This window comes from Pseudarthrobacter sp. GQ63 (assembly GCF_059758765.1).
Genome location: NZ_JCAXEF010000008.1, coordinates 35,649 through 61,275, shown reverse-complemented (window position 1 = coordinate 61,275; position 25,627 = coordinate 35,649). Strand labels below are relative to the sequence as shown.

24 protein-coding genes are annotated in these 25,627 nt (G+C 66.7%); 9 read left to right on the top strand and 15 right to left on the bottom strand.

The genetic code is table 11. The features are described 5' to 3' along the window. Nucleotides 1-222: 222 nt before the first annotated feature. Nucleotides 223-2,550 (top strand): FdhF/YdeP family oxidoreductase, encoded by a 2,328-nt coding sequence (locus tag AC6CHP_RS13920; protein WP_498230513.1) that lies wholly within the window; start codon nucleotides 223-225, stop codon nucleotides 2,548-2,550. Nucleotides 2,551-2,620: 70 nt separating this feature from the next. Here the strand turns inward: AC6CHP_RS13920 and AC6CHP_RS13915 are convergent, their stop codons facing one another. Next, a complete protein-coding gene (locus AC6CHP_RS13915; RefSeq protein ID WP_104186243.1) occupies nucleotides 2,621-2,950 on the bottom strand; it encodes a DUF6457 domain-containing protein in 330 nt (109 codons plus the stop codon). Nucleotides 2,951-3,274: 324 nt separating this feature from the next. Between AC6CHP_RS13915 and fdhA the strand changes: the two genes are divergently transcribed. The 3 genes from fdhA (at nucleotide 3,275) to AC6CHP_RS13900 (ending at nucleotide 6,442) form a co-directional block, all read left to right on the top strand. Beyond that, nucleotides 3,275-4,492 carry a formaldehyde dehydrogenase, glutathione-independent gene (fdhA, locus tag AC6CHP_RS13910; RefSeq protein ID WP_188730799.1) on the top strand — a complete coding sequence of 406 codons (1,218 nt, stop codon included), beginning with the start codon at nucleotides 3,275-3,277 and terminating at the stop codon, nucleotides 4,490-4,492. 129 nt (nucleotides 4,493-4,621) lie between these two features. After that, nucleotides 4,622-4,972 (top strand): GNAT family N-acetyltransferase, encoded by a 351-nt coding sequence (locus AC6CHP_RS13905; RefSeq protein ID WP_498230511.1) that lies wholly within the window; start codon nucleotides 4,622-4,624, stop codon nucleotides 4,970-4,972. Nucleotides 4,973-5,080: 108 nt separating this feature from the next. Beyond that, complete coding sequence (locus AC6CHP_RS13900; RefSeq protein ID WP_498230508.1) at nucleotides 5,081-6,442, top strand: MFS transporter; 1,362 nt, start codon at nucleotides 5,081-5,083, stop codon at nucleotides 6,440-6,442. Nucleotides 6,443-6,458: 16 nt separating this feature from the next. On the opposite strand, the gene AC6CHP_RS13895 is transcribed toward AC6CHP_RS13900, so the two are convergent. From AC6CHP_RS13895 to AC6CHP_RS13845, 11 genes are all read right to left on the bottom strand, one after another. Beyond that, the gene (locus AC6CHP_RS13895) at nucleotides 6,459-7,211 is read right to left on the bottom strand and encodes an ArsR/SmtB family transcription factor (RefSeq protein ID WP_427115480.1); all 753 of its coding nucleotides are present in this window, start codon (nucleotides 7,209-7,211) and stop codon (nucleotides 6,459-6,461) included. A 62-nt stretch (nucleotides 7,212-7,273) separates the two neighbouring features. Then, on the bottom strand, nucleotides 7,274-8,527 hold the full coding sequence (locus tag AC6CHP_RS13890; RefSeq protein ID WP_498230506.1) for an MFS transporter: 1,254 nt from the start codon (nucleotides 8,525-8,527) through the stop codon (nucleotides 7,274-7,276). A 153-nt stretch (nucleotides 8,528-8,680) separates the two neighbouring features. Continuing rightward, on the bottom strand, nucleotides 8,681-9,955 hold the full coding sequence (locus AC6CHP_RS13885) for an AGE family epimerase/isomerase (RefSeq protein ID WP_427115478.1): 1,275 nt from the start codon (nucleotides 9,953-9,955) through the stop codon (nucleotides 8,681-8,683). A gap of 46 nt (nucleotides 9,956-10,001) precedes the next feature. Beyond that, nucleotides 10,002-10,187 (bottom strand): hypothetical protein, encoded by a 186-nt coding sequence (locus AC6CHP_RS13880; protein ID WP_188730787.1) that lies wholly within the window; start codon nucleotides 10,185-10,187, stop codon nucleotides 10,002-10,004. Nucleotides 10,188-10,230: 43 nt separating this feature from the next. Next, entirely contained in the window at nucleotides 10,231-10,974 is a 744-nt protein-coding gene (locus AC6CHP_RS13875; protein ID WP_188730785.1) for a sulfite exporter TauE/SafE family protein, read from the bottom strand. Continuing rightward, complete coding sequence (locus AC6CHP_RS13870) at nucleotides 10,975-12,414, bottom strand: NAD-dependent succinate-semialdehyde dehydrogenase (RefSeq protein WP_498230503.1); 1,440 nt, start codon at nucleotides 12,412-12,414, stop codon at nucleotides 10,975-10,977. Between the two features lie 79 nt (nucleotides 12,415-12,493). Further along, entirely contained in the window at nucleotides 12,494-13,309 is an 816-nt protein-coding gene (locus tag AC6CHP_RS13865; RefSeq protein WP_104186254.1) for a carbohydrate ABC transporter permease, read from the bottom strand. A 4-nt stretch (nucleotides 13,310-13,313) separates the two neighbouring features. Beyond that, a complete protein-coding gene (locus AC6CHP_RS13860; RefSeq protein ID WP_104186255.1) occupies nucleotides 13,314-14,276 on the bottom strand; it encodes a carbohydrate ABC transporter permease in 963 nt (320 codons plus the stop codon). Beyond that, nucleotides 14,273-15,559 carry an ABC transporter substrate-binding protein gene (locus AC6CHP_RS13855; protein ID WP_498230500.1) on the bottom strand — a complete coding sequence of 429 codons (1,287 nt, stop codon included), beginning with the start codon at nucleotides 15,557-15,559 and terminating at the stop codon, nucleotides 14,273-14,275. The genes AC6CHP_RS13860 and AC6CHP_RS13855 overlap by 4 nt, the downstream gene beginning before the upstream one ends. Before the next feature lie 92 nt (nucleotides 15,560-15,651). Next, entirely contained in the window at nucleotides 15,652-16,536 is an 885-nt protein-coding gene (locus tag AC6CHP_RS13850) for an aldolase (RefSeq protein WP_377194871.1), read from the bottom strand. Nucleotides 16,537-16,552: 16 nt separating this feature from the next. After that, a complete protein-coding gene (locus AC6CHP_RS13845) occupies nucleotides 16,553-17,467 on the bottom strand; it encodes a PfkB family carbohydrate kinase (protein ID WP_377194872.1) in 915 nt (304 codons plus the stop codon). Nucleotides 17,468-17,608: 141 nt separating this feature from the next. Here AC6CHP_RS13845 and AC6CHP_RS13840 point away from each other — a divergent pair, with 141 nt between their 5' ends. The 4 genes from AC6CHP_RS13840 to AC6CHP_RS13825 all read left to right on the top strand — a co-directional run bounded on the left by AC6CHP_RS13840 (nucleotide 17,609) and on the right by AC6CHP_RS13825 (nucleotide 22,022). Beyond that, complete coding sequence (locus tag AC6CHP_RS13840) at nucleotides 17,609-18,751, top strand: Gfo/Idh/MocA family protein (protein ID WP_377194873.1); 1,143 nt, start codon at nucleotides 17,609-17,611, stop codon at nucleotides 18,749-18,751. Between the two features lie 69 nt (nucleotides 18,752-18,820). Beyond that, a complete protein-coding gene (locus tag AC6CHP_RS13835; protein ID WP_188730769.1) occupies nucleotides 18,821-19,603 on the top strand; it encodes a DeoR/GlpR family DNA-binding transcription regulator in 783 nt (260 codons plus the stop codon). Beyond that, the gene (locus AC6CHP_RS13830; RefSeq protein WP_498230497.1) at nucleotides 19,600-20,529 is read left to right on the top strand and encodes a 2-hydroxyacid dehydrogenase; all 930 of its coding nucleotides are present in this window, start codon (nucleotides 19,600-19,602) and stop codon (nucleotides 20,527-20,529) included. The genes AC6CHP_RS13835 and AC6CHP_RS13830 overlap by 4 nt, the downstream gene beginning before the upstream one ends. A gap of 83 nt (nucleotides 20,530-20,612) precedes the next feature. Beyond that, nucleotides 20,613-22,022 (top strand): HNH endonuclease, encoded by a 1,410-nt coding sequence (locus AC6CHP_RS13825; RefSeq protein ID WP_498230495.1) that lies wholly within the window; start codon nucleotides 20,613-20,615, stop codon nucleotides 22,020-22,022. On the opposite strand, the gene AC6CHP_RS13820 is transcribed toward AC6CHP_RS13825, so the two are convergent. Next, nucleotides 22,019-22,906, bottom strand: coding sequence for a LysR family transcriptional regulator ArgP (locus AC6CHP_RS13820; RefSeq protein WP_377194875.1), 888 nt, complete (start codon nucleotides 22,904-22,906; stop codon nucleotides 22,019-22,021). The two genes, AC6CHP_RS13825 and AC6CHP_RS13820, sit on opposite strands and share 4 nt — an antisense overlap. A 70-nt stretch (nucleotides 22,907-22,976) precedes the next feature. On the opposite strand from AC6CHP_RS13820, the gene AC6CHP_RS13815 reads away from it, so the two are divergent. Next, a complete protein-coding gene (locus tag AC6CHP_RS13815) occupies nucleotides 22,977-23,573 on the top strand; it encodes a LysE/ArgO family amino acid transporter (protein WP_377194921.1) in 597 nt (198 codons plus the stop codon). A gap of 82 nt (nucleotides 23,574-23,655) precedes the next feature. On the opposite strand, the gene AC6CHP_RS13810 is transcribed toward AC6CHP_RS13815, so the two are convergent. Continuing rightward, the gene (locus AC6CHP_RS13810) at nucleotides 23,656-24,519 is read right to left on the bottom strand and encodes a hypothetical protein (protein WP_377194876.1); all 864 of its coding nucleotides are present in this window, start codon (nucleotides 24,517-24,519) and stop codon (nucleotides 23,656-23,658) included. Next, nucleotides 24,516-25,193 carry a hypothetical protein gene (locus tag AC6CHP_RS13805; protein WP_498230492.1) on the bottom strand — a complete coding sequence of 226 codons (678 nt, stop codon included), beginning with the start codon at nucleotides 25,191-25,193 and terminating at the stop codon, nucleotides 24,516-24,518. Before AC6CHP_RS13805 ends, AC6CHP_RS13810 begins: the two co-directional genes overlap by 4 nt. Between the last annotated feature and the right edge of the window lie 434 nt (nucleotides 25,194-25,627).

Sequence of the window (25,627 nt, the reverse complement as noted above, 5' to 3'; positions counted from 1 at the left end):
GGGGGGCTCCGCGCAGAGTGGTTCCTCCGGCCGCTTGCTTCAGCCAAGGTCACCAGCCTAACGCCAGCCGCGTGCCGCCGTCGTCCGTTGCCCATGGTGCCCGCCGGGCAGGGGAGCTGCCCTCCTTGACTTCCCCGCCACCCTGAACAAGTGTGGGGAAGGAACCGGCCCGCCGAAACATCGGAAGACGGCCGCGCCTGCAGAACGCAAGGAGAACCAGCCGTGACGCGCAAGAATCCCGAAGTTGAAGAGGCCGACGAATCCGACATTGAAGTCAGCGGCCACCCGAAGACATGGGCAGCGGGAGTGCCGGGCGTCTACCATTCCATGCAGCCGGCTCTGAAGCACATGGGCCTGGAACGGTCCAGGAAGACACTTTTGGCGCTGAACCAGAAGGATGGGTTCGACTGCATGAGCTGCGCGTGGCCGGACCCGGGCCACCGCAAGACGTTCGAATTCTGCGAAAACGGCGCCAAGGCCGTGACGTGGGAGGCCACCCCGGTGGTGATTGGCTCCGACTTCTGGCAGGAGCACCCCGTCAGCGAACTGCTGAAGCGCTCCGAATACTGGCTGGGCATGCAGGGACGCCTGACCGAGCCGGTGTACAAACCAGCAGGGGAGGACCACTACCGGCCCGTCAGCTGGGACGAGGCGTTCGGGATCATTGCGGACAAGCTGAAGTCCCTGCCCAGCCCGGACCAGGCCGCCTTCTACACCAGCGGCCGCACCTCGAACGAGGCCGCCTTCCTCTACCAGCTGTTCATCCGCGGGTACGGCACCAACAACCTGCCGGACTGCTCCAACATGTGCCACGAGTCCTCCGGCTGGGGCATGGGCCAGACCATCGGCGTGGGCAAGGCCACGGTTTCCTATGACGACTTCGCCAAGGCGGACCTGATCATCATCATGGGCCAGAACCCGGGAACCAACCATCCGCGGATGCTCACCGCACTGGAGGAGGCGAAGGAAGCGGGTGCAAGCATCGTGGCAGTCAACCCGCTGCCTGAGGCCGGGCTGATGCGCTACAAAAACCCGCAGAAGGTCAAGGGCATCATCGGCCGCGGCACCGATCTGGCGGACCAGTTCCTCCATATCCGGATCGGCGGGGACATGGCGCTGCTGCAGGCGGTGTCCCGGCGGGTCCTCGACGCCGAGGCCGCCAACCCGGGAACCGTGCTGGACCATCAGTTCCTCGAAGAACACTGCCAGGGCCTCGAGGAGCTGCGGGCGCACCTTGCCGAATTGGACGAGGCAGCGGTCCTGGAAGCCACCGGCCTGCGGGCCGAGGAAATCGACGAACTGGCCGACCGCTACCTCCGTGCGGAGAAGGTCATCATCACGTGGGCCATGGGCATCACCCAGCACAAAAAGGGTGTGGCCACCATCAAGGAGATCATCAACCTGCTGCTGCTGCGCGGCAACATCGGCAAGCCCGGCGCGGGCGCCTCACCCATCCGCGGGCACAGCAACGTCCAGGGGGACCGCACCATGGGCATCTGGGAGCAGATGCCGCCGGCGTTCCTGGACGCCCTGGGCAAGGAGTTCAGCTTTGAACCGCCGCGGGAGCACGGGGCGGACGCGGTGGAAACCATCAGGCAGATGCGCGACGGCGGGATCAAGGTTTTCATCGCGATGGGCGGGAACTTCGTGGGCGCCATGTCGGACACCCGTGCTGCCGAGGCGGCGATGAGCGGCACGGACCTCTCCGTCCAGATCTCAACGAAACTGAACCGGTCCCACGCCGTGACCGGCTCCGAGGCGTTGATCCTGCCCACGCTGGGCCGCACCGAAATCGACATGCAGGAGTCCGGCCCGCAGTTCGTCTCGGTGGAGGACACGGTCTGTGCCGTGCACGCCTCCCACGGCACCGTTGCACCGGTGGCCCCGAACCTGCTCTCCGAGGTGGCGATTGTCTGCCAGCTGGCGCAGCGTGTGCTGGGAGACAGGATTTCCGCAGACTGGGCCGGATTCCAGAAGGACTACGACCTGATCCGCGAGCATATCTCCCACGTGGTGGTGGGCTGCGAGGACTACAACCGGAAGATCCGGCAGGAAGGCGGCTTCGTCCTGCCCAACGGGCCCCGCGATTCCCGCACGTTCAACACCCCCACCGGCAAGGCCATGCTCACTGTCAACGAACTGGAACATGTGGAGCGTCCGGCCGGCACCCTGATCCTGCAGAGCATGCGCTCGCACGACCAGTTCAACACCACCATCTATGGCCACAACGACCGGTACCGGGGGATCAAGAAGGGCCGCGAGGTGGTGTTCGTGAATCCGGAGGACCTGGCCGAGCTGGGGCTTGAAGACGGGCAGCACGTGGATGTGCGCGGCGTGTATCCGGACAACGTGGAGCGGGTCCTGCGGAACTACCGCCTGGTGTCCTACCCGTCAGCGCGGGGATGCGCGGCCGCCTACTATCCGGAAGCGAATGTCCTGGTGCCGCTGGAGAGTGTGGCGGAAGGCAGCCAGACGCCGGTCTCCAAAGCCGTGATCGTAAAGCTGGAGCCCATTACCGCGCTCGAGGAGGAGCCGACCGCCGCGGGCTAGGGTGCCTGGCCCGCACGAGCGGCCCGCGCCCGCATAAGCGGCCCGCGCCCGCATAAGCGGCCCGGGGCCGCTATTGGGCTGTGTCCGCCCAGCCCTTGCTGGAGGGGCCGCCGTCGTGCCCGTCTTCGCACAGCTGGAACGCCACGTCTGCTGCTTTCGCTATAGAGGCCGTTGATGCTTCCTTGGTGCCTGCACTGCCCGTGCCGGCTTCCAGCCCGGCGGCGTAGCCCACCATGAACGTGGTGATCGGGGCTGCGGCATGGGTAACGGAGTCGGCAGACTTGCGGGCCAGGTCCAGGAGCAAATCGTGGTCCACCTTCAGGTCCAGGATCTGCAGCGCCTGGGCCAGCCGGTTGCTCCATTGGTCCAGGATCTGCATTTCGTCCTCGTTGGCTGGCATGTCCGCTCCTTGGTTAACGTCAGTGTCGGGACAGTGGATCGTCCTCCGTGCCGAGACTACAAGGCTTCGCAGCGGAAGTCATCGGTTCCGGCGGATGCCCGCGTAACCCCCAATCCACAAACAGGTAGTCAGCCGGGCTTACCACCCCTAGATATGGCGGCGGTCCGTGCTTAGACTGGGCGCACCCCACTCCGGGAAGCTCTCCGGCAACTGATCCCCAGCCATCAGCAGATGCTGGACGGTGCCTGTCCGGCGGGGCGTGCATCACCACTCATGAATCACGGCCGCCCTACCGTGCGATCCGTGGGATAACAGGAGAAAAAGATGACAGGGAACAAAGCCGTTGCCTACAAGGGGCCAGGGAAAGTCGAACTGATCGACATCGACTACCCCACGTTCGAACTGAAGGACGGGCCGGGCGTCAACCCGGCAAACGTCGGGCGCGCCGTCAACCATGGCGTGATCCTGAAGACAGTGGCCACCAACATCTGTGGCTCGGACCAGCACATGGTGCGCGGCCGCACCACCGCACCGCCGGACCTGGTGCTGGGGCATGAGATCACCGGCGAAGTGGTGGAAGTTGGCCGCGACGTTGAATTCATCAAGGTAGGGGACCTTTGTTCAGTCCCGTTCAACATTGCCTGCGGCCGTTGCCGGAACTGCAAGGAGCGCAAGACGGGCATCTGCCTGAACGTGAACCCGGACCGCCCGGGCAGCGCCTACGGTTACGTGGACATGGGCGGTTGGGTGGGCGGCCAGGCCAACTACGTGCTGGTGCCGTATGCCGACTGGAACCTGCTGAAGTTCCCGGACAAGGACCGGGCCATGGAGAAAATCCTGGACCTGGCCATGCTTTCGGACATCTTCCCCACGGGATTCCACGGTGCCGTGAGTGCCGGCGTGGGGGTGGGTTCCACGGTGTACATCGCGGGGGCCGGTCCCGTGGGCCTGGCAGCGGCCACCAGCGCACACCTGCTGGGCGCCGCCGTCGTGATTGTTGGCGACCTGAACGAGGACAGGCTGGCGCGGGCGCGCAGCTTCGGCTGCGAAACGGTGGACCTCACCAAGGGGGGACCGGCGGAGCAGATTGAACAGATCCTGGGCGTACCGGAAGTGGACTGCGGCGTGGACGCGGTGGGCTTCGAAGCACGCGGCCACGGACACGGCAAGGACGCCGAAGAGGCTCCGGCCACGGTGCTGAACTCGTTGATGGACATCACCGCTGCCGGCGGTGCGCTGGGCATCCCGGGGCTGTACGTGACGGGCGATCCGGGCGGCGTTGACGAGGCAGCCAAGAAGGGTGCCCTGAGCCTGAGCCTGGGTACCGGTTGGGCGAAGTCGCTGAGCTTCACCACGGGCCAGTGCCCCGTGATGAAGTACAACCGGCAACTGATGATGGCCATCCTGAACGACAAGGTGCACATCGCCAAGAACGTGAACGCCAAGGCCATCACGCTGGAGGAGGCGCCCCAGGGCTACGCGGAGTTCGACGCCGGTGCGGCCACCAAGTACGTCCTCAACCCGAACGGCTACCTGAGCTAGGCCGGAACGGGCCAGGCGCCGCCGCAGACGGGGCGGCGGACGGTGATGTCCGGTAAGGGACGGGTGCGGAAATAGATGCCCTTCGGCTGAGGTTAGGCTGAAGGACACACCGCATCGAAGGAGATCCCCTTGAGTGACATCACCGTCCGCCACAACCCCGACCGCGACCGCTTCGAGATCCTCGACGCCGGCAACGTGATTGGCAAGGCGGCGTACAAGGAGTACGACGGCGGCGCCTCGCTGGAGCGGATTTTCTACCACACGGTGATCAACGAGGAATACGGCGGGCAGGGCCTTGCGGGCCAGCTCGCCACCGTTGCCCTGGACGAGACGGTCAAGGCGGGCGTGGGCTTTGTTCCCGTCTGCCCCTTCATCAAGAAGTTCCTCGCCAAGCACCCCGAATACGCCAGCGATGCGGTGGCCGTGAAGCCCGCGCACCTGGAGTTCCTCGATGGGGCCCTGGCCAGCCGCGCCCGCTGACGTGCAGGGCGTCCGCCCGACTGTCTGATCGTCGAGTTGGCAGGCGCCCTGGGACGGTAGGTTCCCTCAAAGTCGCGCGGGCCCAGCGGTATACAGCAGACTGTTTCCGTGAGCAACAAACCCCGGACTGCGCTGGCCGTCGCCGGCCTCAGCCTGGGCACGGCACTGAACCCCCTCAACTCCTCGATGATTGCCGTCGCCCTGGTGGTGCTCCGCGCGGACTTTGGGCTCGACGTCGCCGCGGTCACCTGGGTGGTCACCTCGTTCTACCTGGCCTCGGCGGCGGGCCAGCCGGTGATGGGCAGGCTTGCGGACAGGTTTGGGCCGAGGCGGATGTTCCTGCTGGGCATGGCGCTGGTGGCGGTGACCTGCGCGCTGGCGCCGTTAGCCCCGAACTTTGTGCTGCTCTGCGTGGCCCGGGCCGTGATGGCGCTGGGCACGGCCACCGCCTATCCCAGCGCCGTGGTGATGGTGGGCGCCATTGCGCACCGGGCCAACGTGGAACCGGCACGCCCGCTGGGCATCCTGCAGATGGCCAACACATCGGCGGCAGCGGTGGGGCCTGTGGTCGGAGGGCTGCTGGTGGGCTTTGTGGGCTGGGAGGCGTTGTTCCTGGTCAACGTCCCGCTTGCGCTCGCCGCGCTGCTGATCGTGCGCCGGGCGGCGCCGGCGGACAAAGCCCGGGAACGCGGCAGCGTGGCCGAGCTGCTGCGGGACTCGGACATTCCCGGCATCCTGGGCTTTGTCACCGCGCTGCTGCTGGTGATGATGGCCGCCCTGAATGTCGTGCCGGGCTACCGCTGGTGGATGCTGGGCGCGGGAACGGCAGTGGCGGCACTGTTTGCCTGGCGGGAGCTCCGCTTTGCCCGCCCATTCCTGGACCTGAGGCTCCTGGGCCGCAACAGGTCCCTCATGCTCATCTACCTCGGCTTCGCGGTGTTCAGCAGCGTCTATTACTTCGTCTTCTTCGGGCTGCCCCAGCTCCTGCAGGAGGCCGGCGGCTATGAGCCCGGGGTGGTAGGCCTGCTGATGCTGCCCCTGGCGGGCATGTCCGTCCTGGCCACCCCCTGGGCGGTGAAAGCGATGGGAAGGTTCGGCGTGCGGCGGGTGCTGATTGCCGGCGTCATGCTCCTGACTGCGGCCGCCGCCCTGATGTGGTTGCTCACCGGCACCCTGGCGATCCCGCTGGTGGTGGTGCTGACAGCACTGATGGGTATCCCGTACGGGACCGTGGGCATCGCCACGAACCAGGGCATGTTCGTGTCCATCCGGCCGCAGGAGCGGGGCGTCGCGGCGGGTATCTACCAGACGTGCCGGTACGTCGGCGCGATCACGGCCACGGTGATGATCGGCGTGTTCGCGGGCGGCGGCGTGGACCAGGAAAGCTGGGCCCGGATGGTCCTGGCAATGCTGGTCCTGTGCGTGGTGACGTTCGCCGTGAGCCTGCTGTGGCGGCAGCGGACGGAGTAGCCGGCATAAAGCGCATCTAGGTGTACATCAGCGAGCCCGGGGTGGTCAGTTTCTCTCCGGTCTCCAGCCAGGTCTTCAGGCCGGAGAGGATCATGGGCCAGCCGCCGTAGAGCTGTTCGTTGGCGCCTTCGCGGAGGTCGCTGTGGGTGACGGTCAGCCGGCAGGAATCGCCTACCGGCTCGATCTCCCATGTGACCTTCGAGGTTCCTTCTGCCTTGACGTCCTCGCCCCAGAGGGCCCGCATGGTCTGGACCAGCCGCCGGGGCGGCTCCACCTCCAGGTTCTCGCCCTCGCCCAGCGGAGCACCCGCCTTAACGTTGTTCATGGTGAAGCTGCTGCCCGGCGTCCAGTCCGTTTCTATAGTGTTCCCGAACTGGTACTTGCTGCGGATGTCACTGTCCGTGATGGCTTCCCAGAGCCGTTCCGGCGTGGTCTTGATGTAGATTTCGAAGATTTTTTCCATGGGACTTTCCAATCTGGATTTGAGGTCGCTGAGGCCAGCGGCCCATGGTTCTGAATATTTGCTCACCCAGCGGTCGTGGATGAGCCTGATGGGCACGGGATTCAGGAAGTGCAGTTTTTCCCGCCCCCGACGGCGGGTCACCACCAGGCCTGCATCTTCCAGGAGCTTGAGGTGCTTGGCGATCCCGAAGCGGGTCATGTCGAAGCGGGCCTCAAGCGCACTCAGGGACTGCCCGTCCTCGCGGAACAGTTCATCGAGGAGGTCCCTGCGGGTGGGGTCGGAGAGTGCCTTGAACACTGCGTCCATAAAGAAATGATAGGTGACCATATGGTCACCTATCAAGGGTTTTTCTCTGGTTGGTGAGGAGCCTAGGAGCGACCGCCCACCTTTTCCGGTGCCGGTGTGGCGACGGGCCGCGGCTCCAGCCACACCCGCTCCCGCGGGCCCTGCGGGTAGGCGTGCTTCTTGTTGGCCAGGGTGATGATCCAGGCTGCCACTACCGGCAGCGCCGCTGCCACGGGAACCAGCATCGGACCGCCCACCACGAGCGCCGCGGAGCCATACAGCGCACCCACGGTGATGCCGAGCTGGATGGTCAGCACGGTGAGGCCGTTCGCGGCTTCCTGGTACTCGCCGCCCGCCCGCAGGATGGCGGACTGGTTGTAGATGCCGATCGCCCCGAGCCCTGCACCCCAGACGGTCATGAGGACCAACGCCACGGCGAAGTTGCCCACCGCGAGGGGCAGGAAGAACATGGACAGGGCGATCGCCGCCGTCGTGATCAGCAGGGAACGCCGCGGCCGGGAGTCCACGGTGAGGCCCGCGATCCAGATGCCCAGCAGCCCGGAGCCGCCCAGCACAGTGAGCGAGAGGCTGATGGCGTAGTCGGGGAAGCCGGCGTCGCGGATGAACGGGGCGATGTACGTGAACAGCGCGAAGTGCGCCAGGACCAGCAGCGGCCAGGCAATGGCCACCGGCTTCACCCCGGGCTGGGCTATGGCCTTGCGGAGTGAAGGGCGGACGGCGTCGGAAATCCGCTGGACGCGCGGCAACAGGAAGAACGCCAGGACGGTGAGGACCAGGCCGAACCCGGCAAGCACCATGAACGCGGCCCGCCAGCCCAGGAAGCCGCCCAGCGCGGTGCCCACGGGTGCACCGATGGCCAGGCCCAGGCTGTTCCCGCTGAAGACGATGGCCAGGGCCTTGCCCACCTTGTCCGCCGGGACCACCCTGGTGACGAACGGGGCCATGGTGGTCCAGAGCAGGCCATGGGCCAGGCCGCCCACCAAACGGGCAATCATGGCGGACGTGAAGTCAGGCGCCAGTCCCACCATGGCGTTGCTGGCGGCGAACGTCAGGACCAGCCCCACCAGCAGCGCGTGCCGCGGTATCTTCCCCAGCAGCCGGGCAGCCGGAACCACGGTGACCACAATGACGGCGGCATAGGCGGCAGCCAGGTAGCCGGCCACCGGTTCGGACACGTTCAGGCCGGCACTGATCTGCGGCAGCAGCCCGGACGGGAGGAGCTCGGTGGTGATGGCGGTGAACGCGATGGTGGCCAGGACCACCATCGCGGCATACGGAAAACGGGCAGGCGCCGGCGCGGAAATCGCGGAAGACATGGGGGCGGGATCCATTCAAGGGGGAGGGGTGGAACGCGGCTCGCTGGCCGGACGAATTCCTCCCTTAAATTTACAGGATCCTGCCCCCTGCTCCGTGCCGTTCCCGGCGCGTCCCCGCTGCCGTTTTCGGCGCGTCGGGCCGCACCTGTGGATTCAGCGGGCGGCCGGTTCCCTGACCTGCGTGGCGGCGGTTAGCCGTGCGTCCAGCAGGCCGGCCGCGACGGCCGGAGCGAGCCCCGGCGCCAACGGAAGGCGCGGCACTACCAGGCAGTGCCAGAGGTGGTAGATGTCCGCCTTTCCGGACCATACGGTGGAGGTGACATTGCCGTGCTCGTCGAGCTCCTGCTTCCAGGATCCGTGCTCGTAGTCGATGAACCAATCGCGGGCGTGGTCCCAGATCCGCTCGTACCAGTCCGAATACTTCTTCTCGCCGGTGGCAATGTACAGAGCCGCCGCTCCGCCGATTGCCTCCGCGGGAACCCAGCGGATGCGGGTAGTGACCACCGGCTTGCCCTCCCAGTCGACCGTGTACACAAATCCGGGATTGCCGTCCGGCTGCCAGGCGTCGCGGATGGCGGCGTCGAACAGGCCGCGAGCGTCTTCGAGCAGCCAGTCCGGGACGTCCAGGCCGCGGGCCTCGAGTCCGGCACGGAGGTGTAGGAGCAGCCGCGCCCACTCAACCCAGTGGCCGGGGGTCCCGCCATAAGCCCGGAACTGGCTGGCCCGGTCGTCGGTGTTGTACTCCGGCATGGGAGTCCAATCCGGGTCGAAGTGCTCGAAGACCCGGTAGTTGTTGTTGCGCGCAAATTTGTGGATCAGCACCTCGGCGATGTGGAGGGCCCGTTCCAGCCAGCGGTCCTCCCCGGTGACATCGGCCACGATGAGGTACGCCTCAACCGAGTGCATGCTCGCGTTTCCGCCACGGTAGGCCTCGGTTTCCGTGAAGTCCCGGTTCCACGAGTCGAAGCACATGTTGGCTTCATGGTCCCAGAACCTTGTGTCGGCTATCCGCAGGGCCTCGTCGAGCAGTTCCCGGGCTCCTGGGCGTTCTGCCGCAACGGCGCTGGCGGCGGCGAGGAGCACGAAGGAGTGCTGGTAGCCGGATTTGGTGTCGTTCACCGGCCCGTTCCCGTCCACCTCGGCGAACCAGCCGCCGAACTCGTCATCGTGGAACACGCCGTTGAGCGCCGCGATGCCGTGGTCCACGAGTATCCCCGCACCCGGCCGTCCCATGAGCGCGGCAACAGCGAAACTGTGGACCATCCGGGCGGTGATCCAGAGATGGGTCGGCTTGTCGGTGAATACCTTGCCGTTATTGTCGAGCCAGCCGAATCCCGTGGGCACCTTTGACGCTGCGGCAAAATTGATCAGCCGGTCGGTTTCTGCCTCGAGCCATCGTGCGTGGGCGGCACTGTTAAGCCACGTCATGTCATTTCCTCTTTCTGATGCGGGTGCACGTCCGAAACTAGTCCAGTTAGCGTGTGCCGAAGTCGGTATCTGTGTATGCGCCGGCGCGCCGGGCAGCGCCGCCACGGCTGCAGTCGTGTCCAACGTCAAGCTGAATGGTCACCGGAGCGCCGGCATCAACCGTCAGCGAGATGGTTTCGCCGTTGCTGGTGGACACGCGCAAGGGGCTTTTGTGCGGGGAGGTGGCAGTCATGGCCGCCCTTTCGTTAGTGGTGTTCGTTGGATACATGCATTTGTTACCCGACGGCGTCGAGCACGCCGCGGACAATGGTGGCTGCCGCGCCCAGGTAGGCAAGGACAATCAGCAGGATCTGGGCGGCGCGGGCGGGGACAAAGCGGGCAGCGACGTCGCCGAGTACCAGCCCGACGAGGCAGGCTCCGGCAACCGCCGCCCACATGGCAACGGGAAGTGAGGGGAACGTCGCGGGCGCCGTCAGGGCTTTCGAGGCCAGGGACAGCGCGCCAATGGTGAAGAAGTACGGCTGCATGGTGGCAGCGAAGGACTTGTGCTGCCACCGGGTGGCGATGGAGTACATGCTCACCGCTGGCCCGCCGACGCCAGCCGCAGTGTTCATGAACCCGCTGAGGCCGCCCGCGGTGAGAAGGTAGCGGCGCCGGGCCGGCAGCGTGGCGGACTTCAGGGCCAGCAGGACGGTCAGCCCGACGGCCAGGATCACTCCAATAGAAATCTCCAGGACCGCCGGCGGGATGAGCCGGATCAGGAAGGCCGCCGGCACGATCCCCAGCACCGCCGACGCCGTGAGGGCCGCGTACCGTTTCCAGTCGATGTCCCGGGCCACCCGGAAGATGATGGCACCGGCAGTCACGGCGCCGCACACGTTCACCAGCACCACCCCTTCCACCGGGCCCAGGAGCAGGACCAGGAAGGGCGCGGCCACCAGGGCGAAGCCCATGCCGGTGATGCGCTGCATCCCGGCACCCATGACGACGGCGCCCAGCACCAGCCCGGTGGTCAGCATCTAGGGCCGCCAGGCCACGTATTGGACCTCCTCGAACTCCTCCAGGCCCAGGCTTGCGCCTTCCCGGCCCAGGCCTGACTGCTTGGCACCGCCCATGGGTGCGAAGGCCACGGACGGCAGGGGGTCGTTGACGCCCACAATGCCGGCTTCGAGCTGCTCCGGAATGTCCCAGCCTCGCTTTGGGCTGCTGCTCCAGACGTAGGCGGCCAGGCCCATCTCGGTGGCGTTGGCCTTCCGGATGGCGTCCTCCTCCGACGAGAAGGTCACGACGCCGGCTGCCGGACCAAAGACTTCTTCGGTCACCAAGGGTGCGTCGTCCGGAACGTCCGCCAGGAGTGTGGGCGCCAGGAAAGAGCCCTGCCCCGGCACCTTGGTCCGCTGCGTGACGCGGCGGGCGCCGCGTTCCAAGGCGTCGTCCACCAGGGCCTGCACGGCTGAGACCCGCTCGGCGTCGATCACCGGGCCGAGGTCCGGGACCGGCGTGTTGTCGTCGGGAACGCCGTGGCCGATGCTCATCTCGTCGAAGCGCGCGGCGAGCCTGGCGGCGAACTCCCCGGCGATGCTGTCCTGGACCAGGAAGCGGTTGGCGGCCACACAGGACTGGCCCGTGTTGCGGAGCCGGCCCAGCACTGCCCCCTCGACGGCGGCGTCCAGGTCGGCGTCCTCAAAGACGATGAAGGGCGCATTTCCGCCCAGTTCCAGCAGCGGCCGGACCACCCGGTCCGAGGCGGATTCCATGATTTGTTTGCCCACGCCGGTGGAGCCGGTGAAGCTGACGGCCCTGACGGCCGGGTGCTTGAGCAGGGCCGCGGTGATCTCCCGGGACGGGCCATGGACGAGGTTGACCACGCCCGCCGGGAATCCGGCGTCGTGCAGCACCTCGAAGAGGCCGGTGGCGGCCAGTGGCGCCTTTTCCGAGACCCTGCCCACCACGGTGCAGCCTGCGGCGAGCATCGCGGCGAGTTTGCGGGCCTGGATGGATACCGGGAAGTTCCACGGGGTGAGGCTGAGGGCCACGCCGATGGGCTTCCGCAGGCTCAGGTGGCGGCGGCCCCGCAGCTCGGGCGGGCTGACGGTGCCGGTGGTGCGCCGTGCTTCTTCGGCGAACCAGCGGAAGTATTCCACCGAGAAGTCCACCTCGCCCTGGGCTTCGGGGAGCCGCTTGCCGGCCTCGAGGGCCAGGGTTTGGGCGAGTTCATCGCGGCGTTCGGCGAGGAGGTCGGCTGCGTTGCGGAGCAGGTCGGCGCGGTTCCGCACGGTGGTGCGGGACCAGGACCCAAAGGCCTGGGCGGCCGCGTCGGCTGCCTGGGTGGCGTCCGCGGCGGTGCCCCAGGCGACCTCACCGACGGTGCTGCCGTTTCCGGGGTCCGTCACGTGCTTGGAGGTGCCGGTGGCGTGCCAGGTGCCGTTGACGAGGTGTTGGGCTGATTTGAGGTTCACGGATGATGCCTTTCGTGGGGCGGGGAGAGGTCCGGGACAGCGGGGCGGGCGTGGAAGCCCGCCGCCGTCGTCGTGGTTCTCATCCCTTGCTGGCGCCGGCGGTGATGCCGGCAACGAAGTACCGCTGCAGGAAGACGTAGGCCACCACCACGGGCAGGGAGGCCAGGATGACGCCGGCGAACAGCAGCGGGTAGTTGGTCTGAAACTCGCCCTGGAAGCTCAGCAGCGCCAGCGGCAGCGTGCGGTTGCCGGGGGACTGGATGAACAGCAGCGGGTACAGCAGTTCGTTCCAGTGGATGACGAACAGGAAGATGGCAGCCGCGGCGATGGACGGGGCGGACAGCGGCAGGGCGATGGAGATATACGTCCGCCACGGGCCGGTGCCGTCAATCGAGGATGCTTCGTAGAGTTCCTTGGGCAGGGTCCGCATGAACCCGCCCAGGATGAAGACGGCAATGGGCAGGGTTGATACGAGGTTCGCCAGCACCAGGCCGGCCAGGCTGTCCAGCAGCCCCAGGCGGCCAAAGAGGACATACAGCGGAACCATGTTGGCCTGTGCCGGGATGGCCATGCCCAGGACCAGGAAGCCGAAGATGGCCCAGGACATGAACCCCTTGAGCCGGGAGACGGCGTAACCTGCCAGGCTGGCCAGGAACAGGGTGAGCGGGACGGAAATGGCGGTGACAATCACGCTGTTCATGAAGGACGAACCCAGGTCCTGGCCGCCGATCACCTCTGCGTAGTTGCCCGGTGACAGGGACTGCGGCAGGCTGAACGGCCCGGCAAACAGTTCCTGCGTGGACTTGAAGCTGCCGAACCCCACCACGGTCAGCGGAACGATGATGATGACCGCGTAGATCGCGAGAATTCCGCGGCGGGTTATTGACGAGAGCATGATGTCATTCCCCCTTCGGGGTGAGGCGGAGCAGCCGGCGCTGGAGCCAGGTGACCAGGGCGATCATGGCCATGAAGATGATCGACTGGGCTGCGGCGTAGCCGAACTCCGAGTTGGCGAAAGTGCTGTAGATGCGGGTGGAGAGGATGTCCAGGGACTGCTTGGGCGGGTTGCCCGCGATGCCCAGGATCAGGTCGAAGGCCTTGAACGACTGCACCGTGGTGTAGGCCACCACAATGGACGTTGCCGGGGCCACGAAGGGCCAGGTGATGGACTTGAACTGCTGCCACTTGTTGGCACCGTCCATCTCTGCTGCCTCGTAGAGTTCCCGCGGAATGGCCTGCAGGCCCGCGATGTACACCACCATCATCTGGCCGGCGTGGAACCACACCTGGGTCACGGCCACCCAGTACAGGGCCTGGGCGTCGTTGCCGAGGTAGGAGCTCTGGAGGGCTTCCAGCCCCACGCCGCCCAGCACCGCGTTGGCCAGGCCGAAGTTGGGATCGTAGATGAACTTCCAGATGAAGGCCACGGACACCGAGGACAGGATGGTGGGGAAAAAGAACAGGGCGCGGAGCAGGACGCTTCCCCGCGAGTTCTTGGTCAGCAGCAGCGCAAGGATCAGCGAAAAGAACGTTTGCGCGATGACCACCAGCAGCACGAACTTGAGGTTGTTCGTGAGGGCGTTCGTGAACAGTGAGTCGTTGGTGAAGGCCCGAATGAAGTTGTCCAGCCCCACGTAGTTGAACGCTGCCGAGAAACCGTTCCAGTCCGTGAGGGCGTACTGGAAGGCCTGCAGCGTGGGCATCACCAGGAAGAAGGCAATGACGGCTACGGCGGGAAGCGGGAAGAGGTACAGCGCCGGATTCACCCGGGTGGGCGAGCGGCGGCGCCCTTTGTTGGCATTTACGTCGGGAGGGCTGCCTGGTGCCTTCCGCTTCGCAGGCAGCCCGGTATGGGTGCTCATATCCGTTCGTCAACAATCTTCTGGGCGGCCTCTGCTGCCTGCTCGGGGCTGGTGCCCGAGATGACGGCGGTGGCGCTGGCTTCCACGGCGTTGCGGACATCCAGGTTCTGGAACTGGAACCGGGCGGCCAGTGCTGTGTTCTTATCCAGCCAGGGGCTCAGGCGCTTCAGGTCCGGGTTGGTGTAGTCCACGTCCTTCACGGACACGTGCTGCGCCGTCTCGTTGGCGTAGTAGGCGGCGTTCTCCGGTTCGGAGAGGAAATCGATCCAGGCAGCCGCTGCGGCCTGGTTCTTGCTGGCCGAGTTGACGCCCAGGATGAAGGTGGCGTTGTACACGCCCTCATACTTGGCGTTGCCGTCGGAGGTGTTGGGGAACACCAGCTCGATGGGGAACTGGGCGCCCAGGCCGCGGACGGCGGCAATGTGGTACGAGCCGGTGGCAAGCATGGCTGCCTGGCCCTGCGAGAACAGGTTCTGGGCAGGCTCCACAGCGGTGCCGGTGGCGTTGGGCTGGAGGTACGGAACCAGGTCCTTGTACTGATTGAGCATCTTGATGAACCAGTCGTCCGTGACCTTGAGCTTGCCCTGTTCGATCTGGGCGCACATGTCGTTCACCGGGGCGTTGTTGGCGATCATGCAGTTGAACAGCTGGCCGCCGTTTCCAACATCGCCGCCGGGCCAGGAGATCGGGATGACGCCGGAGGACGCCAGCTTCTCGCACATGGCCAGGAACGAGTCCCAGTCCTTGGGTGCGAGGTCGGCGCCGGCCTTGTCGAACAGGTCCACGTTGGCCATCGGCATGGGGAACACCACCTGGTACGGCAGTCCGAGCTGGCTCTCGCCCGACTTGCCGGCGGAGAGCAGCCCCTCCTGGTAGTTCGAGACGGCCTTGCTGTCCTTAAGCTCGGTGTAGATGCCGGCCTCAGTGAAGTTCTTGAACTGGGATCCGCGGAAGGTGGCAAAGGCATCGCCGATGGAGCCGCCGCGAAGCTTCTGCAGGGCCTGGGCGTTGTAGTCGTTGGACGTCGAAATGTCCTGGGCCACTTCAACGCCGTCGTGCAGTGCGGCAAAGCGCTTGATGAGCTCGTCGAACACCACCTTGTCCTCACCGCGCCAGTGGGCGAAGGACACCTTGCCGGTGATGTCACCTGTGGCGGGGGCAGCCGGTCCGGTGGCGCCGCCCGGTGCCGTGGATCCGCCGGGTCCGGCGCAGGCTGCGGCAGTGGCGCCGAAGCCCAGGGCCCCCAGGAGTGCGATGGCCTGCCTGCGTGAAATCTGACTCACAATAATCTCCTCGTTGAGTGTTTTGCTGTGCCTGTTGTTGACTGCGGAACGGGGGTTGCCACGGTTCTGCCGCTGTGGCCCTCCGGGAGTGTTTATGCGTTGGTCCTTGGCGCGGTGACGACGTCGTCCACCACGGCACAGAGGCGCTGCAGCCGCCGGACGGCGTCTGTGGACAAGGATTCGACGACGTCGGGCGCTCCGATGCAGGAGGCCCAGACGGCGCGTCCGGAGAGGAAGCCGCTGGCGCCTTCCAGGCAGGCCCATCGGACTGCATCCGGGAAGACGTCTTCGGGGACGCCGGAGGAGAGCACCACCCAGGGGCCATCGATGGCGTTGGTGAGCTCGGCGCATGCGGCCCGGACCTCGGTTTCGGGGGCCTGGCCGTGGAAGGGGACCTCGGCCTTGTACAGGTCCGCCCCCAGGCTGCCCAGTTCCCTGGCGGCGGCGAGGATGCCGGCGTTCCAGTCGAAGTCCCCGCCGGCCAAGGGTTTGCGGGAGACGGGCTCGATGATGCTGATGAGTCCTGCAGACCGGCAGCTGTCCACGAATTCGCGGACCATTTCCACCCTGCCGTCGGCGGGCTCGTCCGGGCGGTACAGCACCAGGAGTTTGAGCGCCTTGACGCCCAGGGCCTTGTACTTGTGCGGGTCCACCAGGCGGTCGATGGTCACCTCGCCCACCAGCTCGCCGTGCGCGGATTCGAAGTGGTCCGCCGAGGCGATCAGCCCGCAGCTGGGGTCCACCACGTTGTCCGCGATGGCCTGGTCCAGGGCGAACTGCCGGTCGATGAGGACGCCGGACGCGTAGGGGGTGAGGATTTTGGCGGCCTGGAGCTTGAAGTCCTGGAGGTCTTGGTCCGTGACGGGCTGGTCCGTGTGTTCGGCGAACATGTTGCGCATGGCTTCGCGCTGGTCGACGGCGAGCATCGCGAACGCGCCTGACGGGCGCTGGAGGGGTGAAAGGTCTGTGGGGCTCATGGGCTGCTTCTTTCAGCTAGGCGGTGTGGTTGGACGTAAGGACTGGGGTGATGGTCTGGTGCGGGATGGCGGAGCGGCCGTCCAGTCCTTCGCAGGAAGCGGAGGCAGTGCGGCCGGCGAAGGCCGCCGCGTCAGCCAGGGAAAGACCGGCGGCGACGGCGGCGAGCAGGGCGCCGTGGTAGACGTCGCCGGCGCCCAGGGTGGAGACGATGGCGGCGGGCGTTGCGGGCACGTGGAGCGGGTCCGCGGTGCCGTCCTTGACCCAGGCACCGTCAGAGCCGGCGGTGGCGACGACGGCGGAGGCGCCGTCGTCGTTGGCTTTCCGGAGGAGCGCCTCGGGGGAGAGGCCCGCACCGTATTCTGCGCTGAGCCGTTCGATGGTTGGGACGTAGAGGGCCACGCCCCGCAGGCTGAAGGACGCGATGGGGTTGCCGGCATCCACACTGACGTTCAGGCTGCCGGCGCTGAAGGCCGGAAGGGATGCGACGGCGTTCCAGCCCAGGTGGTCCACGTGGACCCAGGCTGCCGATTCCACCAGCTCATGGAACCGGCTGCCGGCGGGAAAGCTGACCGGCGGCACGGGCCGGGTGACAATCGCCCGGCTTTCGGATGCCTTGCTGACCACGATCACGCTGGCACCCGTTTTGACGTTGGGATCGCGGATCACCGCGGAGGTGTCCACGCCTTCGGCCTGCAGGCCGGCAATGATGCGGTCGCCTTCCTCGTCGGTGCCGAGGACACCTGCGAAAGCTGTGTTTGCACCGGCGCGGGCCGCTGCCACGGCTGCGGTGGCGGCCGGGCCGCCACCCGCCGTCGCGAAGTCCGAAGCGACGGTGCGGCTGTCCGCTGCGGGGTAATCCTCCACCAAAGCGATGGAGTCAAGCGTGGCGCAGCCTACGAAGAGCAGGGTTCCAGTTGACGGTTGGGGCACGTTCCACCTCGTTGTAGTTCCGGCTGGTACTGAAGAAATATACACACGCTATGTTGGAATAACAACACTTTCGGTATAGTTCTGTTTGGGATGCAACGCCACGGTCCCCCCAAAACTCAACGTAGAGAAACGGAGCAGCACATGTCATTGCCTTCTGCGGAAACGGTCCGGACCATCCGATACGGCCTCATCGGCGCCGGCCACATGGCCCGCGAACACGTCCGGAACCTCGCCCTGATTCCCGGCAGCCGGATCACCGCAGTCTCCGATCCCCAGCCCGCATCCCTGGAGGAGACCGCCGCTGAGATCGGCTACGAGGTGCAGACCTTCCCCTCGCACCAGGAACTGCTCGCCTCCGGGCTGGTGGACGCGCTGGTGATCGCCAGCCCCAACGACACGCACCTGGCCATCCTCAAGGACATCTTCGCCAGCGGAACCAACCTGCCCGTGCTCGTGGAGAAGCCGGTGTGCACCACCGCCGCGCAGGCAGATGAACTCGAGGCGCTCGCCGCGGACTACCCGGCACCTGTGTGGGTTGCCATGGAATACCGCTACATGCCGCCGGTCCAGGAAGTCATCCAGGCCGCGCACAACGGCAAGCTCGGCAACATCTACATGCTGTCCATCGTGGAGCACCGGTTCCCTTTCCTGCACAAGGTGGATGCCTGGAACCGCTTCGCGGAGCGGACCGGCGGGACCCTGGTGGAGAAATGCTGCCACTTCTTCGACCTGATGCGGCTGATCCTGCAGGATGAGCCCGTGCGTGTGTACGCCAGCGGCGGCCACGACGTGAACCACATGGATGAGGTGTACGACGGCCGTGTGTCGGACATGATCGACAACGCCTATGTGATTGTCGACTTCAAGGGCGGCCGCCGGGCGATGCTGGAGCTGTCCATGTTCGCCGAGGGCTCCAAGTTCCAGGAGCGGATCTCCATTGTGGGCGATGCCGCCAAGATCGAGACGCTCATTCCGGTGGCGGCCAACCACTGGATCGAAGGCGATGAAGCGGAAGCCACCGTTGAGTTCAGCCCGCGCTCGCCGCTCGGACCGGAAAAGCACGAGGTCCCGGTGGATGAGGCAGTGCTTGCCGCGGGCGCCCACCACGGCTCCACCTACTACGAGCACCTGGGGTACCGGAAGGCGATCCTGGGTGAAGGGCCGGTTGAGGTGACGGTGGCTGACGGCCTGCAGTCGGTCCGGATGGGACTGGCGGCAGAGCGTTCCATTACGGAGGGACGCCCCGTAGAGCTTACGAATGCCGGTGCCGGGGTACGGCACTAGGTAAGTTGGTGTTGGAAAAGCAACACTTCGCGGGCCGGGGGCCGGCGGGTGGGGCAGGAAGAAGGGGATATGAGCACCGCACGTGAAGAGGCGCCGCTGACGCCCCGCCAGCGCACCATCCTGGAGGAACTTGGCCGGCGCGGGTTTATTTCCACTACGGACCTGGCCGAGACCTTTGCGGTATCGGACATGACCGTGCGCAGGGACACCAGGGTACTGTCCAAGCTGGGCCTGGTCAGGGTGGTTCACGGCGGGGTCAGCGCCATCCATGGACAGGGCCAGAACGCGGACTTTGCGGCCCGTGTGCGGGAGGACGCCGACGCGAAGCTCCGGGTGGCGCGGGCCTGCATCTCCATGATCGGGGAACGGGACGCCGTCATCCTGGACGCCGGCACTACGACGTACCAGATCGCGCAGGAGCTGCCCACGTCCTTCACGGGCACCATCATCACCCACTCCGCACCCGCCATCCAGCGCTGCCTCCAGCTGACCGCTGCCCGCACCATCTGCCTGGGCGGGGAACTGCTCCTGGACAGCCAGGCGTTCAACGGTCCCATGACTGTCAGTGCTGCCGCCGGCCTCCGCGCCAAGACGGCCTTCATCGGCGTGAGCGGTATCCACGACGAAGCGTTTTACATTGAGCGGGACGTGGAGCGCGCCACTAAGATCGCCCTCATGAACTCTGCGGAACAGGTGGTAGTAGTGGCAACACACCAGAAAATGCTGCGGTATGCGCTGGCCCGGCTGGCAGCCTTTGACGCGGCGGACGTTTTGGTGACGGACGCGCCGCCGCCGCGGGAAATCGAGACGGCGCTGCGTGCCGCGGACGTGAAGCTGGTGGTGGCCGCGTGAGTGCACCGCTGCAGGTTTCCCTTCCCGACCAGAAGCTGCTGGACGCGCTCGCGCCCACTGCCGGCGTCGAATTTTATGTGTGGGACTTTTCCGGGCCTGCCCCGGCCGGGCGGTTGGACATCGTGGTGCCGCCGTACATGCGCGGGCCTGAGGTGCTGGCCGCGCTGGAGTCCGTGGAGATCGGCCTGGTCCAGAGCCAGTCGATAGGGTACGACGGCGTGGCGGACGTGCTGCCCGCCGGCTGCGTTTTCGCCAACGCGGCAGGGGTCCATGAGACGTCGACGGCGGAGCTCGCCCTGGGCATGATGATTGCCAGCCAGCGCGGCATGGACGACTTCGTGCGCAACCAGGCCACCGGGACATGGGACAACAGCCAGCGGCCCAGCCTCGCGGACCGGCGCGTGTTGCTGGTGGGTTACGGGGGAGTGGGCAAGGCCATCGAGGCCCGGCTGCTGCCGTTCGAAACGCACGTGACCCGGATGGCGAGCCGCGAGCGGGAGGATTCCAGCGGGAAAATCTTCGGCATCGACTCGCTGTATGAGCAGCTGCCGCTGCATGACATCGCGGTGGTCAGCGTGCCCCTCAGTGAGCAGACACGGCAGCTGGTGGACGCGAAGTTCCTGGCCGCCATGCCGGACGGGGCGCTGCTGGTCAACGTTGCCCGCGGGGCGGTGGCGGACACGGATGCGCTGCTGGCCGAGACATCCACGGGCCGTTTGCGTGCTGCTGTTGACGTGACGGATCCGGAACCACTGCCGGCGGACCACCCCCTGTGGACCACACCCGGCGTGCTGATCACCCCGCATGTGGGCGGGGCCAGTTCGGCGATGTTCCCGCGGATGGTCCGGCTGGTCCAGCAGCAGATCGGGCTGATGCTGGTGGGCAAGGAGCCGGTGAATGTGGTGTTGGGTGGCGCTGCCGAGTAGGGGCTTGGCCCAAATTTGGGGGGGTATCCACATAGCAATTTGGGCAGCCTCTGATTGTCAGGGGTCGCTGGAAGACTGTGGTTATGGATGGCACCGTTCAGGTTTTGATTAGCCAGGTTCGGTGTTTGCCCGTGTCCTCTGACAGTGTCGCGCTGGTTGACCAGTTGCGGGGCCTGGAGGAGCTGAAGGCGGCCATTGCGGCTGCGCAGGCGAGGGTTGCTGTGGCGTTCGATCTTGCCCAGCGCGCTGAGCAGGCCGAGGCCGGGATTCCTGCGGCGGAGCTGGGCCAGGGGGTGGCGGCGCAGGTTGCGTTGGCCCGGGGTGAGTCGCCGTCCCGGGGCGGGCGGCTGCTCGGGCTGGCCAAGGCGCTGGTGGCGGAGATGCCGCGTACCCTGGCTGCGCTGGATGCTGGCCGGCTGAATGAGTGGCGGGCCACGCTGGTGGTGCGGGAGACGGCGTGCCTGGGCGCGGCGGACCGGTGCGCGGTTGATGAGGAGTTGGCCGCTGACACGGGTACTTTTGCCGGGGCCGGGGACCGGGCCGTTGTGGCTGCGGCGAGGGCGGCAGCGTACCGGCGGGACCCCCGTTCGGTGACACAGCGGGCGGCCCATGCTGCCGGGGAGCGGTGTGTGAGCCTGCGTCCGGCCCCGGACACCATGGCGCGCCTGACGGCGCTGCTGCCGGTCGCGGAGGGCGTGGCGGCGTATGCCGCGCTGAGCGCGCATGCTGACACTTTGCGCGCTGGCGGTGACAACCGGTCCCGGGGGCAGATCATGGCCGACACCTTGGTGGAGCGGACCGCCGGCACCCCCGGCGGTGTCAGTGATGTGGAGATCCAGCTGGTCATGACCGACAGGACTTTGTTCCAGGGGGATCCTGAACCGGCACGCCTTCCCGGTTACGGGATTGTCCCGGCCGGCTGGGCCCGCAGCCTGATCACCAGCGGTGGCAAGGGCGGCAAAGCCAGGAATCCGGGATCAACTGCCGGCGGCAGGGACCCTGCGCTGGGTGGACCGGAAAGTCCGGGCAACAGGACGCCCGCCGGCGGCGCCTGCCAGCCCGCAGCCGAAGCGCTTGAGCCCGAGCCCGAGCCCGGGGAGCAGGATTTCAGGGTGTGGCTGCGGCGACTGTACACGGCCCCGGGGGCGGGGGACCTGGTGGGGATGGATTCGCGGGCGCGGTTGTTCCCGGCCGCGTTGCGCCGTTTTATCCAGGCCCGTGATGACACCTGCCGCACGCCCTATTGTGATGCGCCCATCAGGCATCACGACCACGTGGTGGCCTGGCATGCCAGCGGAGCCACCAGCCTGGGCAACGCCGCCGGGCTGTGCGAGGCCTGCAACCACACCAAGGAAAACCACGGCTGGAAAACCATCCCGCGGCTGGGCCCAAGGCACACCATCGAATACCGGACCCCCACCGGCCACACCTACCACTCAACAGCACCCCCACCACCAGGAAGCCCAATAGCAGGTCAGCTGGTGCGTGCTTAGCTATCCTGCCGCGTGCCACGCAGCTTTTGGCTGCTGGCCTTGCGGATGGCGTTGGTGACGCGATCGAGCCGTGGTGAGTCCAAGGTCCAGGTCTGCCAGTAAAGCGCGACGTCATGGTGCTCGCGCTCCTTCAACACCACCAGGGAGCCGTCGGCGAGGTCCGTTCCCAGCTGCAGCTCGGGAATCATTCCCCATCCAAGGCCTGCCCTCAAACCTGCAAGGAATCCCTCGGATGAAGGGATGAAGTGTGTTGGTGGAGCCTGCTGTACGCCGCGGGCCTTGAGCTGCAGCTGCTGCAGGTTGTCCTTGGCATTGAACTGGAGCATGGGCATGCGCTGCCAGTCCACCCCGCTGCCGGCTTTGAAGCGCTTGCGCAGCCCCGGGGTGGATACGGGCAGGTAGCGCATAAAGCCCAGCCGTTCCGCCCGGCACCCGTTGACGGGCGTGGGGTCGGAGGTGATCGCCCCGAGGACGTCACCTCGGCGCAGGAGCTGGCTGCTGTGGTCCTGGTCCTCCACATGCAGATCCAGGGTGGTCTCCGACCAGTTGCTGGCCTCATGGAGCACGTTGACGAACCACGTGGCAAGGGAGTCGGCATTCACGGCAATGGGAGTTACGGCCCGGGAGGAAACACCAGTTCCCAGCGACTCCCACGTTTCCGCCTCAAGGACCTGCACCTGCCGGGACATGCGCAGCAGGATCGAGCCAGCATCGGTGGGGGTGCACGGTACGCTGCGGCGAACCACCACCTGCCCCACGGACTTTTCCAAGGCCCTGATGCGCTGGCTGACGGCGGAGGGGCTGATCCCCAGCAGATCAGCCGCGGCCTCGAAAGTTCCCTCGTCCACGATCGCGGCGAGGGCACGGAGATGTTCGAAGTTCATGAAGATATTCTAATGGAACTGCAGAATCTATCGTTTGTCTTCATCTGCAACGCCGGGCTACGGTCAAGGCATGTGGAGCATCTGGACTACCGGGCTGATGACGGGTCTGGCATTGATCATTGCGATCGGGGCGCAGAACGCGTTTGTGCTGCGGCAGGGAATCCGCCGTGAACACGTGGGCGTCGTGGTGGCGCTCTGCATGGTCAGTGATGCGTTGCTGATCCTCGGCGGCACAGTGGGGATCGGGGCTTTGGTTTCCCGGTTTCCAATGGCACTGGACGTGCTGAGGTGGGGCGGAGCTGCCTATCTGGCATGGTGGGCGCTGCGGTCCTTCAGGTCTGCAATCAAGCCTTCAACTCTGACGGCTGAGGCGCCACGGTCCAAGGGATCGGTCATCGCCACCACCTTGGCGCTGACCTACCTGAATCCCCATGTGTACCTGGACACCGTGGTGCTGCTGGGCGGCCTGGCCAACCAGCACGGTCCGGACGCGCGGTGGATCTTCGCGGCCGGGGCCGTGGTGGGAAGCGCCCTCTGGTTTTCGGCCCTGGGGTATGGAGCCCGAAAGCTTTCCGGGGTGCTCAGCAGCCCGCGGACGTGGCGGATTGTGGACCTGGCCATCGGCGTGGTGATGCTCGCCCTGGCCGTCAAACTCGTTCTCGGCTGACACAGGCTCCAGCGGCCCCCCGGGCCCTGGAGTCACGCAGGAAGTTGCTTCATCGAAACAGGGTGAAGCCCCGCGGGGAGCATTACCGCCTGAATTCGATACGGACGGAGTTGTCGTCCGGCAGGACGATGACCGTTCCGTCCCGCGGCGTCCAACCGTCGTGCAGGAAAAAGAAGCGTCCGCCGCTGAGGACCAGCAGGCGGAGGCCGTCGTACCGGTAGAGTGCTGCATCCCCGGTTCCCACCTGGACCTCCGTGACCGCGGCAGAGCCGATGCCCAGCGGTTTGGGCGAGTAGACCTCCGCCCGGGGCATGTACTGCACGCCCTGTTCGAAGTTCAAGGCGAGCCGCCGGCCCACCGCCTGGGCGTAGTCGGCCGTGCCCCAGAAGAGCAGCAGCGTCACGATGCTGAGGATCAGCGTGGTTTCCACCGCCCGCTGCTCGGAGCTGAGGGCGGGTGATGTGCGGTCCCGGCCCAGCCGGCGCAAGCGCATGCACCAGGTGGCCACGAGTACCCCCAAAGCCATCAGATACGGAGTGAACAGCGCTGTCCGGGCGGGTTCTACAACCGCCAGGACCAGGCTGACGCCTACGAGGAGTCCGCTGAGCAGGGCTGTTATGCCAGCGGCCTTCAGGATGAGGGCCCGGCCGCGGCCCTCTTCGATGCGGCGGCGCAGCCAGCGGTCCAGGGCGAGCCAGACGACGCTGGCCGCCAGGATGCAGACGAGCGGCAGGAACAGCGCGTTGATGCTGATCAGGATGTAGTCCTGCACTGCGTACCCGAACAGGCTGACGTTCAGGCCCATCTGTGCCGCCTGTGCCTCCGCGCGGGCCCAGCCGAAGTAGAACAGCAGGGCCGTGGCCACCGTGACCGGCGGGCCGATAGCCGAGATCACTCCAAGCGCGCGGGACCAGGAGGAACGTTCGTCCCCGCCGGTCTCCGTCATGGCGCGGTGCCTGGCGCCTGCGGGCATGTGCCCTGGTCCGTTGCGTACTCGAAGGAAGCGGATCCGCTCACCGGCCAATCGGCGTCGGCAATGCTGACCTCGGCAGTGGTTGGCTGCCCCGGGTCGAGGGGCGGTGCCAGGAAGTAGAACTCAAGCGGGTGGTTCGTGTCGATGAAGCTTTGGCGCTGAAGGACCGGCGCCGTCCTCGTACCGACGTAAACCGAGCGGACGGTCCCGGCGGGCAGGCCGGTGATGTTTCCGGACAGGACGATGGCCTGGCCGGGACAGACCTGGAAGGGCGGGGAGTTGCCTTGGCTGTCCTCCAAGCCCGAGAGTTCGGGCGGGCACGCGGTTCCGCGGCGAGGGGCAAGCTCCACGGAGACGTCCGGATTCTGTTGCCGGACCACAGCTATGGTGCGGAGGATCTCGATGGCGGTGTCGGACCAGCAATCGCCCTCGAATGGCGGCGGCATTGTGTCCAGCGCAGAGGCTCCCGCCTCCCAGGCAGCCTGGTCTCCCGTCAAGCCGAGGCACAGTGTTTTCGACGCTTCCTCGACGGTGTTAAAGGGTCCGGCGTATTCGGGAAGGGACCCGCAGTCCATGCCCCTCAGGTTCCTGTACCAAATGGGGTCGCCCCTGCCCACCGGGCCGATCGGCAGCCAGTCGAGCACCACGGTCTCCGGGACGGGCGGCAACTGCGGGGCGGGCGGTCCCGGAGGCGGGGCAGGTGGCTGGTTCGCGGCAGGCGGGGCAGGCGGGGCAGGCGCGGCGGGTGCGGCGGGCGGCTGGGCCGGTGCGGGCGGGCCCGGTGGCTGGTTTGGGGCAGGCGGGCCGGGTGGCTGAGCGGGCGGTTGTGCCGGCGGCGGTCCCGGATCGGGCCGCTGCTGCCCTCCGGGTACGGGCCGTTCCTGGCCCTGTTCCGGACTTGGGGACTGGCTGCGCGCTCCGCCGCTGGTGGGGCTGCCGCCAGGGCTGCCGGCATCAGTGGGCTGGCTCGATTGTGACGTGCTGCTGCTGGGAGCCGGCTCAGCATCGCCGCCGGTTGCCATGCACGCAGACAGCAGCAGCGCCAGGGTGACCGCCCAGGTGAGGGCGATCGGGCGGCGGC